The organism is Pirellulales bacterium (assembly GCA_019636335.1).
GTDB lineage: Bacteria > Planctomycetota > Planctomycetia > Pirellulales > JAEUIK01 > JAHBXR01.
In genome coordinates this window covers 129886-143671 of sequence record JAHBXR010000003.1, presented here as the reverse complement: position 1 = coordinate 143671, position 13786 = coordinate 129886, and the positions used below count along the sequence as shown (strand labels likewise).

12 protein-coding genes are annotated in these 13786 nt (G+C 65.0%); 7 read left to right on the top strand and 5 right to left on the bottom strand.

What is annotated here, in order from left to right:
* Window positions 1-61 precede the first annotated feature (61 nt).
* The 5 genes from KF708_04625 to folE form a co-directional block, all read right to left on the bottom strand.
* Complete coding sequence (locus KF708_04625) at window positions 62-307, bottom strand: MoaD/ThiS family protein (protein ID MBX3411981.1); 246 nt, start codon at window positions 305-307, stop codon at window positions 62-64.
* The gene (locus tag KF708_04620) at window positions 304-3276 is read right to left on the bottom strand and encodes an anaerobic glycerol-3-phosphate dehydrogenase subunit C (GenBank protein MBX3411980.1); all 2973 of its coding nucleotides are present in this window, start codon (window positions 3274-3276) and stop codon (window positions 304-306) included. Before KF708_04620 ends, KF708_04625 begins: the two co-directional genes overlap by 4 nt.
* Before the next feature lie 45 nt (window positions 3277-3321).
* On the bottom strand, window positions 3322-3813 hold the full coding sequence (locus KF708_04615) for a hypothetical protein (GenBank protein MBX3411979.1): 492 nt from the start codon (window positions 3811-3813) through the stop codon (window positions 3322-3324).
* Between the two features lie 64 nt (window positions 3814-3877).
* Window positions 3878-4690, bottom strand: coding sequence for a hypothetical protein (locus KF708_04610; GenBank protein ID MBX3411978.1), 813 nt, complete (start codon window positions 4688-4690; stop codon window positions 3878-3880).
* Window positions 4674-5330: a GTP cyclohydrolase I FolE gene (folE, locus tag KF708_04605; protein MBX3411977.1), complete on the bottom strand. Its 657-nt coding sequence runs from the start codon at window positions 5328-5330 to the stop codon at window positions 4674-4676. The genes KF708_04610 and folE overlap by 17 nt, the downstream gene beginning before the upstream one ends.
* A gap of 230 nt (window positions 5331-5560) precedes the next feature.
* On the opposite strand from folE, the gene KF708_04600 reads away from it, so the two are divergent.
* The 7 genes from KF708_04600 to KF708_04570 all read left to right on the top strand — a co-directional run bounded on the left by KF708_04600 (window position 5561) and on the right by KF708_04570 (window position 13620).
* A complete protein-coding gene (locus tag KF708_04600) occupies window positions 5561-6433 on the top strand; it encodes an isocitrate lyase/PEP mutase family protein (GenBank protein ID MBX3411976.1) in 873 nt (290 codons plus the stop codon).
* A gap of 194 nt (window positions 6434-6627) precedes the next feature.
* Complete coding sequence (locus tag KF708_04595) at window positions 6628-7377, top strand: NTP transferase domain-containing protein (GenBank protein MBX3411975.1); 750 nt, start codon at window positions 6628-6630, stop codon at window positions 7375-7377.
* 84 nt (window positions 7378-7461) lie between these two features.
* Window positions 7462-8514: an N-acetylneuraminate synthase family protein gene (locus KF708_04590; GenBank protein ID MBX3411974.1), complete on the top strand. Its 1053-nt coding sequence runs from the start codon at window positions 7462-7464 to the stop codon at window positions 8512-8514.
* A 56-nt stretch (window positions 8515-8570) separates the two neighbouring features.
* Window positions 8571-9326 (top strand): HAD hydrolase-like protein, encoded by a 756-nt coding sequence (locus KF708_04585; protein MBX3411973.1) that lies wholly within the window; start codon window positions 8571-8573, stop codon window positions 9324-9326.
* 12 nt (window positions 9327-9338) lie between these two features.
* On the top strand, window positions 9339-11126 hold the full coding sequence (locus KF708_04580; protein MBX3411972.1) for a hypothetical protein: 1788 nt from the start codon (window positions 9339-9341) through the stop codon (window positions 11124-11126).
* Window positions 11111-12679, top strand: a complete 1569-nt coding sequence (locus KF708_04575) for a lipopolysaccharide biosynthesis protein (GenBank protein MBX3411971.1) — start codon at window positions 11111-11113, stop codon at window positions 12677-12679. Before KF708_04580 ends, KF708_04575 begins: the two co-directional genes overlap by 16 nt.
* Window positions 12676-13620, top strand: coding sequence for a CDP-alcohol phosphatidyltransferase family protein (locus KF708_04570; protein ID MBX3411970.1), 945 nt, complete (start codon window positions 12676-12678; stop codon window positions 13618-13620). The genes KF708_04575 and KF708_04570 overlap by 4 nt, the downstream gene beginning before the upstream one ends.
* Window positions 13621-13786 lie beyond the last annotated feature (166 nt).

Here is a 13786-nt window from a genome sequence, read left to right as displayed (position 1 = left end):
CAGTAATCTTACACGCGCGCCTCACCAGCGGACACGGGCGCGATGGAACCGAACGTCTGATTCAGCCGCCGCTTACAGGCGGAATGACGACAATTTCGGCCGTAGGCGCCACGATCGTGTCATCTCTGACATATTCTGCATCAATAGCGAACAACGACTGGGGCAACAAACTCGCGACTGCAGGATAGTTTTCGCCCAGTGCCTGGCGTAAATCGGCCACGGTGGCGCCTTCCGTCAGTTCGACTTCGACCTGCTCGGCGCCGACGAGTTGCCGCGCCGCCGCGAACATTCTCACCCGCACGATCATGTGACGATGAGCTCCTGGCCCGGCGACGTCAGCAGCACTCCGACGTCGGGCAACAGGCCGTACGAGTAGGCCAACAGTTTCAGCGGATGAATCGTGGGCTTGGTCGTGCCCTGCTCCATCTGCATCTTGCAGGTGCTGCACTCCGTCGTGCCCGCCTGCAAGCGGGTATCGCGCAGGCTGGCAATCAACGGCCAACCGGCACGCAGGCTATTGCGGAAATTCTCGCGTTTCATGCCCCACGTTCCGGCCATGCCCGAGCAGGAGTCGGCGGTGCGTCGCACGCGCAGGCCGGGAATCAGCCGCAACAGGTTCTCGCCGGGGCTGCCCACGTTCAAAGCCCGCAGGTGACAGGGCTGGTGATAGCCCAATATGGCATCGACCGGCTTGAAGTTGAGCGCCAACTTGCCGCTATGGTGCAGTCGCCACAAAAACGTGCAGGCCTCGGTCGCGTTCTCGGCCACCGTGCGGGCATCGTCGTCGTCGAGCAGGGCGGGATACTCCTGCGTCAGGCAGAGCGCGGCCGATGGCTCGGTGGTGACGATCTGGTAACCCTGCCGCACGGCCTCGGCGAGGATCGTCACGTTGTGGCGTGCCACCTTCCGCGCGGGATCGAGCGCGCCTTGTGAGATCATTGCCATGCCCGAGCCGATCTGCCGCGGATGCACATACACTGCGACCGCGTTGTGCTCGAGCACCGCCACGAGCGCCTCGCCGAGCTGCGGATCGTGATAGTTCGCGTACGTGTCGACAAAGTAGAGCACCTTCGGTCCCGTGCGGCGCGTGGGACGGGTGAGGCGTCGACGGCGTGCGCGGCGCAAGAATGTCTGGGGCGCAAAGCGCGGCAACTTGCGCCGCTGGGCGATCCCCAGCGTCTTTTCCATCAACCACCGTGCGCCGCGGTTCGTCAACGACCAGTTGGCCAAGGGCCGGAACATGCTGCCCAGCGAGCTGAGCCGGTCGATGCGTGAGAGAAACCAATCGGTCGGGCGGAGACCGTTCGTCGCCACGTAGGCCCCCTTGGCCTCGATCATCAGCCGCGGAATATCGACCACGGCCGGACATTCGAGCCGGCACATCTGGCAATTGACGCACAAGTCGGCCACCTCTTTGAACTCGTCCTTGACGAGCATCGAGGCGTCGAGCCGGCCGGTGACCACCGAGCGCATCAGATTCGCCTTGGCACGCGGCGAGGCCTCTTCGGCGGGGGAGATGCGAAAGATCGGGCACATCCGCAATCCCGGTTTCTGCGTGCGACAGGCGCCACATCCGTTGCACTGCGCCGCGGCATCGGCCAACTGGTCGAGATTCCAATTCAACTGCAGCGCCACGATGGGCGTCTGGGGAACATCGATTTCCTCGGCGGCCTCCTCGCCCGAGACGACCTCGAGCGGCGCCGCGTTGCGCAGATTGCGCGTCAACGAATCGGGAATGTCTCCCAGCTTCTTGCCCGGGTTCAGGATGTACTGCGGATCGAAGATCCGCTTCACCTCGCGGAAGACGGGATACAGTTCGCCGTACTGGCGCGCGACGAAGGGGGCCCGGCTGAGCCCGTCGCCGTGCTCGCCGCTGATCGTGCCGCCGACGGCGAGGACCTGCTCGTACAGGTCTTCGGCCAGGGCCTGCATCGTACGCACATCCACGGGATTCTCGACGTCGAGAAACGGACGCAGGTGAATCTGCCCATGCCCCGCGTGCGCGAAGAGAGGCGCGGTGACCTGGTGCCGCTTGAAGACGTTCTGCACCTGCACGAGAAATTTCCCCAGCACGTCGGGGGGCACCGCCACGTCCTCGACGAAGGGCAAGGGGCGCGTCGTGCCGCGCGTGCGATACAGCGTGGGAACCACGCTGCGCGCCAGTTGCCAATAGAACTCGGTTTCTTCCTCCTCGAACGTCTGCCGCGAATCGAACGCCCAACGCTTCGATTTCACGCGATCGACGATCTTGCGCAGCCGATCGCGCACCTCGGCGCGATCATCTCCCTGTTGCTCGACGAGCAGCAAGGCTTCGGCCTCGGGAGGAATGAGCAGGTCGTAGCGTGGTTCGGTCTCGCGCGCGAGGCTCAAATGCCGGCGATCCATCAAGTCGCAGGCGCTCGGCTCCAGGGCCACGATTTCGTGGACCGCCCGGGCCGCATACTCGAGCCGGTCGAAGAACAACAAGGCCACGCCACGATACTTCGGCGCGGGAACCGTACCCAACGTCATCTCGGTGATCAGGGCCAGCGTCCCTTCCGCGCCGCACAATAGTTTCGCCAGCTCGAGGTGTTCCTCGGTCAGCATGCCGTCGAGCACGTAGCCGCAGCGATTCACCAGGCTGCGCGGACGATACTTCTCGATGAGCGGGGCCTGGCGGCGCAGCAAATCGACCAGATCGCCTACCAGCTTGCGTTTGCGATCGTCTGGAGCATCCTCGACGGCCGGACTCGAAATCGGCTCTCGCCCCACTTCCATCACGCTACCGTCGGCGAGCACGATCTGCAGGCTTTCGATATGCCGGCGCGCCGATCCATAGCGCAACCAATGGCTGCCGCCGCTGTCGACGCCGACCACGCCCCCCAGGGTCGTCACATGACTCATGGCGGGATCGGGGCCGAACATGCGTCCCAATGGCGCGAGATGATCGTTCAGTCGTTCCAGGACCAGCCCCGGCTGCACGCGTACCGATCGTTCGCCGGTCTGCACGACGCGCCGCATGAAACGCGAAAAATCGACGATCAGCCCCGGACCGAGCGAATCCCCCGCCAGCCCCGTCCCGGCACCACGCGCATGCAGGGCAATCTGATTCGTGGCGGCATATTGCACCGTCGCGACGACATCCTCGGTGGATCGGGGCAGCACGATGCCCAGCGGCCGGATCTGGTAGAGACTGGCGTCGCTCGAATAGAGTTCGAGAAACAGGTCGTCGCAACGCACATCGCCCGCGAGTAGCCCGCGGAGATCGTCCTGGATGCGTGCTCGCTGTTCGTCCATACGAGATATGTTCGTTGGCGTCGTCGGAGCAAGCGTGCGGAATGCTCAACGAGGTGCGGTCGGTGTCTGCCTCACAACGCCACGTTCGGCCAGGCGTGCCGCTTGCTGCCGATAGCGTTCGTGCGTTTCGAGATTGAACGCGCCATGTTGCTCGTGCCCCAGGCACCCGCGGTAGATCGCCGCACAGCGATAACAGGACAAGGCATCGCCCACCGTGATGTACAACAGCAGATCGAGCAGCGCGGTCGCAAACAGCACGACGAACGTCGTGATCAACCAGTAATTGGCCCAGGTGAAACAGCTAATCGCGAAGCCGACGACGACGATGCCCACCCCCAGCCGCTGCGGAAAATCTTTCCGCACGAAAAGATCGGTGCTGGGACAAACCAGGCAGCGGCGCAATTCGCCGTCGACCAGGGCCTCGGCGGGAATGGCAAGCTCCTGCTCACAATTCGGACAGCGAAGCGAATGATCGGTCGCGGCAAAATCGACCCGGCCGGACTGCTGGCAGCGGGGACAAGAGAAAGTAACGTTCATCGGCAAGGCACTCGGACCGGTCCGAGCAAGGCGGTGCAGGTTCGCGCGGGCCCCAAACCCTCGATCATAAAGGATACCCTGCCCGGGCCGACAGTAGCTGCGAGGTCAATTCCCCCACGAACGTGCCAATCACGGTGACATAGAGGATGCCCGTCGCGCTCTGCGTATTCGGTATTTTCAGGGTCTGCCAGCTCATCCAGGCCAGGCCCAGGATGCCGAAAATGCCGGCTAGCCAGCGCAAGGCCAGGAACAACACCTGCTCGAAACGCAGGGTGCCCACGGCCGCGATTTCAAAGCCGAGCCCCGCCGCGCAGACGATTCCCCGCAACACGGCCGCGGCGGCCAGCAGAATCACCAGTCGCCGCAGGGGAATCAGGTCCATGGTGGGCGTGTTCAGATACCAGTGGCCGAGCAACATCGAGGCCATCGAAGCCCCTAAGAGCAAGCCGGCCGTGGGGGCATCGATCCATTCCAGGCACCACGCGACGAACGTCTGCCCCGCCCCAGCCCTAAGGAGAGACAACTTCCCCAACGGGAGCCACGCCCCCCACAGTGACGTGACCGTCACCGCCACGAGAAAGAGTTTCCCGGCTTTTGGCTTCTCGTATAGCCACGCCACGGCTCCCGCATAACTCAGCAGTGCGCCGGCAACCGGTGGCACAAGGTCGATCTGATCTTCCCCGCTCGTCGTTGCCACCAGCGTCGCCAAGACGTTCAGTCCCAGCAGGACGTACAGATGGACTCGGTAGAAGCCCGACGGCACAAGCCGCGCCGGCGTGATCGACATGGCCAGCGCCAGCCCAAAGGCCAGCCGGAAGACGAACTGAGTCAGAATCGCCACGGGTCGCGCCGCCGCCTGTTCAGCGTCGCTCCCCATAGATCAGCGTCATCACTTCCGAACGGCTCGACAGATTCGAGCGGAAGATGCCACGCATCGCCGACGTGAGGCACAGGCTGCCCGGCTTGCGGATGCCGCGGATGGTCATGCAGGTGTGCGTCGCCTCGATCACGACGGCGACTCCCTTCACGTCGAGTTCGCTCACCAGCAGATCGGCGATCGTCTCCGTCATGCGTTCTTGCACTTGAGGGCGCCGCGCGACGACTTCGACGACACGGGCCAACTTGCTCAGGCCGACGACCTTTCCGTTGGGCACATAGCCAATATGCGCCTTGCCCATGAAGGGGAGCATGTGGTGCTCGCACATGCTGTCGAAGCTGATGTCGCGCACCAGCACGATCTCGTCGTACTTTTCGGTGAAGAACTTCTTCAGGTGGATGCGGGGGTCTTCGTGCAGCCCGCTGAAGAGCTCGGCATACATGCGTCCCACGCGCGCCGGCGTCTCGCGGAGCCCTTCGCGATCGGGATTCTCGCCCACGGCAAAGAGGATCTCGCGGACGGCGCGCTGGATGCGTTCCTGGTCGACGGCCGCGTGCGCCTTGCCCGGCGCATCCTCTTCCTGCTCGTCGGCAAGACTGCCCGAGCCCGCTTCCGCGTGGCGTTGCGACAAAGTAGACATGCGAGCTGGTACTCCGACCAAAAACAAAACGGCCCTCGTAGAAGCCGGGCCGCACTGTCATTGTAAGTAGGCGCCCGCAGGGGGACAAGTTGCCCGCAGACGGCCGTTCACACAGCCCACGTGGCTCGTGGCGGTGCAGATTTCACCTGAGACGGGACACTCGTGGCGGCGAAACGGCTGACCTACAATCGCGCATCGTCCGGAAACTTTGGCACGACGAGAGATATCCCATGTCGACCCCCGCACGCCGCTTACGCGAGTTGTTGGCGGCACCACCGATCATTCGCAGCCTGGGCGTTTACGATGCCTTCTCCGCACGCATCGTCGAGGCCGCCGGCTGCGAGATGCTGTTTCTCGGCGGGTTCGGCGTGGCGGCCAGCCGGCTGGGACTGCCCGACCTCGGGCTGCTGACGCTCACCGAAATGACCGATGCCGTGCGCGCCGTGAGCCGTGCCGTGCGCGTGCCGGTGGTCGCCGATGGCGACACCGGTCACGGCGATCTGCTGAACGTCGAGCGCACGGTGCGCGAGTTCGAGTCGGCGGGCGCGGCCGGCATGCTCCTCGAGGATCAACAATTTCCCAAACGCTGCGGGCACTTCGAGGGAAAGCAACTCATTCCCACCGAGGAGATGGTGCTCAAGCTCCGCGCGGCACTCGACGCGCGGACCGATCCCGATTTCGTCTTGATCGCGCGAACCGATGCCCGGGCGATCGAAGGCTTCGAGGGGGCCGTTGAGCGTGCGCGGCAGTACGCCGCGGCCGGCGCCGATCTCTGCTTCGTCGAAGCTCCCACGTCGCGCGAGGAGATCGAGCGACTCCCGCGGTCGGTCGGTCATCCTCTGCTGGTGAACATGCTCACGGGCGGGCGCACACCGATTTTTTCCGCCGAGGAGTTGGAGCAGCTTGGCTATCGCATCACGGTCTGTCCGGTCGCACCGCTACTCGCCAGCGGCGCGGTGCTGAGGCGTCTGGCCACCGAGCTATTGAGCGCAGGCCGCGTCGACCATCTTGCCGACAAGATGATGACCTTCGACGAAGTGAAGCAGTTGCTCGGAGTGCCCGAGTTGCTGGGGCTGCGCGAACGTCTCGAACGCCGCCGGTGACCGAACGTGCCACGAGGCGGCCTTCCTGGCGAGAGGGTCATGCTAGCAAGGCGCGTCGCCGGAGTGCTAGCACTGCCCTTCTGCTCGTATTGACCCTGTTGGCGCACGACTGCTAGACTCCGCGCCGCCAGAATCAGGCGGATGGCTGGAGTTCTGGGGCCACGTTCGCTAGATGGACCTTCGAGGTGGACCGCATGTTGAAGACATTGGGAATCGTACAGGCGCGACTCGGCTCGCGCCGCTTGCGTGGCAAATTGGCTCGGCGTCTCGGAAACAAATCGCTGCTCGAGTGGGTCGTGCGCCGCGTGACCGATTGCGATCAGTTGGACGCCGTCATCGTGGCAGCGGGCAATGGCCCGGACGATGGTAATATTGCCGAGCTCGTTCCGTCCGACGTGCCGGTCTTTGTCGGCAGCGAGGACGACGTGCTCAGCCGTTTTGTCGCGGCGTTGGACTCGTATGCCGCCGAGGCAGTGGTGCGTGTCTGTGCAGACAATCCGTTCATCGACCCGCATTTGATCGATCGGCTCGTTTCGGCGGCGGCCGAGCACCCGGATTGCGATTACATCAGCTATCAATCGCGCTGCGGCCGCCCGGTAATCCTTTCGCCCCTGGGCGTGTTCGCCGAGTGGACGAGCGCCGCGGCGCTGCGCGAAGCGGCCGCGAACACGCAAGATCCGCTCGATCGCGAGCATGTGACCCGCTACATCTACTCCCACCCCGAGCGATTCAAGATTCGCTTGCTGCCAGCCCCCGATTCGATCGATCGCCACGATGTGCGTCTCACCGTCGACCTGGAGGAAGACTGGGAGCATGCCGAGACGATCTACGATGCCCTCGGTCCCGAGGCGCTCGACTACCAGCGCATTGCCCTGCTGCTCGAGCAGCAGCCCGCCCTACGCGAACGGATGGCGGAGTTGAACCGCGTCCATATCAAGGCTTGATGTCTCGCCGATTCGCGCGACGTGGCGCAGTCCACTCTCGCGTTGGGGGGACACGTGCCAGCTTTCGGAAGGGATTCTGAAGTCATGGCCGCCGCAGATATCTGTTTCGGCGCACGGCGACTCGTGGGCCCCGGCTGGCCGACGTTGGTCGTGGCCGAAATCGGTCAGAATCACAATGGCCGCCTGGCGCTCGCCGAACAATTGATCGACGCGGCGGCCTGGGCCGGCGCCGATGCCGTCAAGTTCGTCAAACGCGATCTCGACTGGGAACTCTCGGCGGCCGCGCGCGAGCAACCCTACACGAGCCCCCATGCGTACGGCGCCACCTACGGCGAGCATCGCCAGGCGCTCGAACTTTCGGCCGAGGAGCACGCCACGCTGCGGGCGCGCGCCGCCAGCCACGGGCTGCTCTGCCTCATCACGGCCAGTGATCCGCCGAGCCTCGATTTGGCACTGCAACTTGAAGTGGACGGGCTGAAGATCGCCTCGCGTGACCTGGCCAACACCCCGCTCGTCGAACGCATCGCACGAGCCGGCCGGCCGGTCATCCTCTCGACGGGCATGTCGAGTTGGAACGAAATCGACGTGGCGGTCGGTCAACTGCGAGGGGCCGAAGCGACTTTCGCGCTGCTGCATTGCACGTCGCTTTACCCCACGCCTCCTGGCGAGGTCCACCTGCGAAGCATGATTTCGCTCGCCACACGCTACGACGCGCTCGTCGGCTTTTCCGATCACACGATCGGCTGGCTCCTGCCTCCACTCGCCGTCGCCCTGGGCGCCGTGGTGATCGAGAAGCACTTCACGCTCGACCGCCGCATGAAGGGGACCGATCACGCCTGCTCGCTCGAACCCGACGAGTTGCGTCAGATGATCGCCGACCTACGCCAGGCCGAAGTCGCCCTGGGTCGTAGCGATAAGCCCATCTCTCCCGAAATCGGCGCGGTCCGCGCCAAGCTCGGCCGCAGCCTGGCCACGCGTCATGCGCTGCCTGCCGGCGCGCTACTCGATGAATCGGCCTTCGTGATGAAGTCGCCGGGGGACGGGCTGGGCTGGTCGGAACGAAGCCACCTCGTCGGGCGCCGCGTGGCTCGCCATATTCCCGCCGACACAACACTTACTTGGGACGATGTGATCTAGCCGGTAGCGTATCCCGCAGGCAGATGAACGCTGCGCAGCCAACGACGAGGTACATCATGGCCAGTTCAACCCGGGGCGCCGACGGTGAGCCTGACACACCGGCGCACGATTCGTCCGCGCGACTCGACGTCGCCTGCCTGGTCTTCGAGGCGGACAACGTCTTGTTCGATGCCACGCTCTGGCGGCGTTGGCTCCACCAACTGCTGGGCCGTTTTGGCGTGCAGGCCGACTTCGAGACCTTCTTCGCGCGATGGGACCGAGAATATCTCGCCGATGTCTACCGCGGCCGACGCGAGTTTGATGAAGCGTTTCAATCGTTCCTGCTCTCGTCGGGCCTGACGCCGGCACAGTTCGACGAAATCGAGGCCGCCAGCACGGCCAAACGCCGCGACCTGGCCATCAGCACACGGCTTTTGCCTGGCGTCCGGTCGGCACTGTGGCAGTTGCATGGCGCCGGCTATCGGTTGGCGGTGCTGACGAACGATGAGCGTTCGAGCACGCAAATCTCCACGCAACTCGAACGAAACGGATTGGGCGGCCTGTTTCACACGGTGCTGTCGTCGTTCGATCTTGAGCTCACCATGCCCGAGCCGGCTGCCTATGCCGCGATATTGACGACGGTCGATGAGTCTGCCGATCGGACGGCCTTCGTCTCCAGTTGTCCGGTATCGCTGCTGGGAGCGATCGAGCAGGGAATGCGCGGCATGTCGATCGGCGTGCGACCGGCCGCGACCGTACATGCGCACTTCGATAGTCTGGCCGACTTTGCCGCCTGGATGTCTGCCGCCGAACGATGCGCGGCCACTACGTAGGGGGGAGCACGCTTGAAAGTTTTCGCCCGCGCGGATCTGATTCCCGCCCATCTCGCTCCGCACGAGCCGGCCCTGCTCTGCGAAGGCTCGTGGCCTGCCCCTTTGCAGAGCGCCGCGCGATTTTCGCTCGACGACGCCATCGACGCGCGATTTGCCTGGATCGATCGCGAGGCCTCGCGTCTTGCCGAATGCGCCGCCGAGGCGCATGGCCAAGACAGCAGTGCGTTGTTCGCCTGGTTGAATGCGCTCGCCCTGCGTTACGAGCTGGTCAAATACATTCGTGTCATCGCTTTTTTCGAACAATGCTACCGGCCGCACCGCCGCGAGCCGCTCGAGCTTCATCTGGCGCGTGGGCGAGACGAAACGTATGCCACGCTGTTCCGCGAGGTGAGCCGCAGCTATCGCCTGGCACGCGTCGAGCGCTGGCACGACGCTAGCAGTGCCGAGTCGCTCGCGTTCCCGGCCAATCGCGCGTGGCGCCGTGGCATTGCGCGGTTGGCACAACGCAATACCGCGGACCCTACTTTGCCGGCGAGCGACCGACCGCGCGTCGTGCTCTGCGGCAATCCGCGCGTGCTCGATCCCGTCTGTCACGAGCTACTGGCCCGCGGCGTCCAGGTGTGGTGGCTGTACGATCGTTTCGCCGTGCGCGGCTTCGCGCGCTGGCGTATGCGCGGCGTGCGACAACTGGTGTGCGACTCCGATCTGGGGACGGCCAACGTCTTTGCCGAATTGAAACTGACGGCACGGCTCGCTTGCCGAGGTATCGACCTGGGACACACCATCGAGCGCTGGTTGGCCGATCGCGCGCAAGCATACGGCCCTCGTCACACGCGGCTGCTCGCCGAGGCCGAACGGCAGCTTCGCGCCATTCAGCCCGATGCGTTGCTCTGCGACGAAGACGCCACCCCCCTGCCCCGCGTGGCGATCCAAGTCACGCGTACGTTCGGCACGCAAAGTTACGTCGTGCAACACGGTGCGCCCTGCATTCGCTTCGGCTTCGCTCCGCCGGCAGCCGATCGACTGCTCGTCTGGGGCGAGTCGTCGCAACGGCAGCTCGCACGGTGGGGTGTGACGCGCGACCGCATTTCGATCACCGGCGCCACGATGGTCTCTACCACGGCTCTTAGCGAACGAACGTGCAAGCCCACGGCAGACGGGGTCGAAAAACCTGCGTCACAAAAACACGTCGTGCTGCTCGCCACCGTTCCTCCCAGCGATCGACGTCCCGACGCCGTCGAGTACCACCTGACGAGCAAGACGCACCGCGACATGCTTATGACAGCCTGCCAGGCAGTATCTCGACTGCCGCAGGCGCGATTGACCATTAAGCTGCATCCCCGCACGCGCGACACGAGCAGCTTCACCTCGGTACTGGCATCGTTTCCCGGGCTCAAGGCGACCGTCCTGCGTGGGGGCAACCTTGCACGGCTGGTCGATCGTGCCGATGTCGTGCTGAGCTGCGCCTCGAGCGCCGGCGTCGAGGCGGCCGCACGCGGCGTGCCCGTGATTCAACTGCTGCCGTCCGGTTCCATCGATCTCCTGGCGAATGATGCCTGGGGCTTCGTCGGTACCGCGCGCGGCGGGGCCGAACTCGAAGCATTGCTGGAACAGGCTTTCTCCGGCGCGAGCACGTCGCCGGCGGCGCCGGTCTTCGCGGCCGGTGGACAGGCCGCCGCCCGTCGTATCGCGGAGGTCGTGCTGGATCGCGTGTCGGTGCCAGTGGCCGTTCGCCACGAGACAACCATCGCTACGGATGAGCTCACGTTGGCGGGAGCATCGCCATGGCCACTGAGCTAGCCCCCTCGCCTTCCGTTGCCGCACGCGCCGACGCGCCCCCGCTTTCGAGCGCATCGGTCGCCGTGGCCCCACGTCCCGTGACTGGCTGGCGGCGTCTGGTGCGCGATTCCGTCGTCGCCAGCGGAGCGACCATCGTCTGCCAGGGTCTTGGCGTCGTTACGGCGCTCGTCTTGCGTATGTTGCTCGATCCCGCGCAAATGGGCGTCTGGCAGGGGCTCAAGCTCTTTCTGAGCTATGCCAATTACGCGAATCTTGGCATCAGCAAGGGGGCCACGCGCGAATTGTCGATCGCCCTTGGCCGGGGCGATGCGCAGGCCGCCGAACGCGGCCTCTCCATTGCCTTCACATTCAACACGATGGCCAGCGTGCTGTATGCCCTCTTGCTCGTCGCCGCCGCCTGCGTCGTCGCGGGCCATCCGCTCGACGTTGGGAGCAATGTCTGGAGCCTGGGCCTGATGGCGGTGGCAGCGCTCGCAATCGGACAACGTCATGTCACCTTCCTCGTCACCATCTTGCGGGCACGCCAGGCCTTCTCGGCGACGGCCGCGCTGTCGCTGCTCGAAGCGGTGCTCACGCTGGCCGCCTGTGCCCTCTTCGTGCATTGGTGGGGGCTGCCCGGCATGTACGCCGGCACGCTCGTCGTGCTGGCCGCCTCCGCGGGATTCTTGCACGCGGTCGAACCGGCACGGTTGCGCTGGATTTGGGACGCGGCCGAGAGCAAACGACTCGTGGCGATCGGCGCGCCGATCTTGATGTTCGGCGTGCTCGGCACGCTCTTTCGTTCGCTCGATCGCCTGATGATCCTGGCCTACCTGCCCGACCGCGAGTACCAGCTTGGCTGCTACTCGGTGGCGCTGCTCGTGACGGGGCAGCTCTACGGACTGGCGAACATGCTTTCGATCGTCATGGCGCCGCGCTACGGCGAGTTGTTCGGCCGCACGAGCTCGCCGCGCGACGTCGCGCGATTGGCCGCCCGGGCGAGCGAGCCACTGGCAGCGCTCACGGCCCTGCTCGGTGGCCTGGCGATCGTCGCGGGGGCACCGCTCCTTTCCTCCATGCTGCCCGACTACCGCTCGGGACTCATGCCCCTCGTGTGGCTCGTTCCCGGCACCGCGATTTCGGTGCTCGCGCTTCCGGCCAGTCAGTGTCTGATCGCCGTCGATCGCCAGCGTCGTGCCTTGTGGCCACTGATCCTGGCCTTGCTCGCCACGGCCTTCGGTAATCACGTGGCGCTGCGTGCCGGGTATGGCCTGACGGGTGTGGCGGTGGCCACTTCGGCCGGCTTTGTGTTGCATTTTCTGCTGACGGCGTTCGTGGCCCTGTGGGAAGATCTCTCGTCGCGCGAGCGGCAACGTTTTCTCCTGGGCGTCAGCCTGACGCTGGCCCCCACGCTCGGTCTGGCAATGACCTGCGAGTTATTCGATCGAAGCGCGGTCCCCAATCTGCTGCATGCGGCCCTCAAGTCGGTCGCCGTGATCGCCATTTGGGCAACTACCACATGGATCGGCTGGCATGCCGGCGGATGGCGCACGTTGGCGCGAGGTGCCGCATGAACGAATTACCGGTAAAAAACGCTCGCCCGACGCTTTCCGAGCTCGACCGCACCTGTCAGAAGCTCGAGCATAAGCGGCTCGGCAACTGGATGGCGCGCCATGTCGCTCGCCCGCTGGCGCTGCGGGTAACGTGGATCGTCGCGCCGTGGGGAATCACCGCGCACGCGGCAACCCTGGCGGCGTGGGGCTGCGGACTCGCGGCAGCGATAGCCTTTGCCTGCGGCTCGCCATTCGGCTGGGTGACGGGAGGGTTGCTGCTGCAGGCCTGGTACCTGCTCGACCATGTCGATGGACAACTGGCGCGCTGGCATCGCACCGAATCGCTCGACGGCGTGGCACTCGACTATCTCATGCACCACTGTCTGGCGCTCGTCGTTCCTTGCGGCGTCGGCGCGGGATTGTTCGTTGCCACGCTGAATCCCCTGTGGGCATTGGCCGGGTTGGCATGGGGCACCGCCACGTGCCTGGCGGGGCTGGCCAACGACGTCCGCTACAAGGCCATGTTCCAACGCCTCAAACGGGTCGATGGTCGACTGACGACGCTCGGCGGCGGCGGTGGTCGACCAGCCCCGGCGCCGCCTGTGCCGCGGTCGCTACGACAGTTCGTCGGCTGGCTGGCGCGCAAGTCGATCGAAGGTCACGTGGTGATGAATACCCTCACCCTCTTGGCCCTCGCCGTCTGGCGAACGGGTCGTGGCGATTTCTGGGGAGTGCGCCTTTATGTGGCGCTAGCAACAATGGCAGCCACCGCCGTGGCCGCCCGGGTACTCTGGAGCATGACCCATCGGGACGATGCCGAACGAGAGTTCGCGGCCTGGTTTCGGATCGAACCTGGCCATTCCCTGACCTATCGGCACGGGTGGTGGATGGTCGAGCCAGTCCAGCCACCGCTCGCTTCAGGGGTCGAGCCGCCTCGATCGGGCAGTCCGCAAAGGTCCTAGTTCGCCTCATCCCACACCATATAGACGGCGGGTTTGCGCGTCTGCGGGTTTGACCAGAGCGTTGGTCGTCTTGACCCTGGATGCAGTCTGCATCTATCGTGTGCCGCCCACCGGTATGGAATGGTCTCGCCCCAGGCGAAATGCCAGCAATGCTGGCGCCGGATCG

Coding starts and splice junctions, on each gene's coding strand:
- folE (MBX3411977.1), bottom strand. CDS start 5,330: ATGTCTACTTTGTCGCAACGCCACGCGGAAGCGGGCTCGGGCAGTCTT.
- KF708_04620 (MBX3411980.1), bottom strand. CDS start 3,276: ATGGACGAACAGCGAGCACGCATCCAGGACGATCTCCGCGGGCTACTC.
- KF708_04600 (MBX3411976.1), top strand. CDS start 5,561: ATGTCGACCCCCGCACGCCGCTTACGCGAGTTGTTGGCGGCACCACCG.
- KF708_04570 (MBX3411970.1), top strand. CDS start 12,676: ATGAACGAATTACCGGTAAAAAACGCTCGCCCGACGCTTTCCGAGCTC.
- KF708_04625 (MBX3411981.1), bottom strand. CDS start 307: ATGATCGTGCGGGTGAGAATGTTCGCGGCGGCGCGGCAACTCGTCGGC.
- KF708_04610 (MBX3411978.1), bottom strand. CDS start 4,690: ATGGGGAGCGACGCTGAACAGGCGGCGGCGCGACCCGTGGCGATTCTG.
- KF708_04615 (MBX3411979.1), bottom strand. CDS start 3,813: ATGAACGTTACTTTCTCTTGTCCCCGCTGCCAGCAGTCCGGCCGGGTC.
- KF708_04585 (MBX3411973.1), top strand. CDS start 8,571: ATGGCCAGTTCAACCCGGGGCGCCGACGGTGAGCCTGACACACCGGCG.
- KF708_04595 (MBX3411975.1), top strand. CDS start 6,628: ATGTTGAAGACATTGGGAATCGTACAGGCGCGACTCGGCTCGCGCCGC.
- KF708_04575 (MBX3411971.1), top strand. CDS start 11,111: ATGGCCACTGAGCTAGCCCCCTCGCCTTCCGTTGCCGCACGCGCCGAC.
- KF708_04590 (MBX3411974.1), top strand. CDS start 7,462: ATGGCCGCCGCAGATATCTGTTTCGGCGCACGGCGACTCGTGGGCCCC.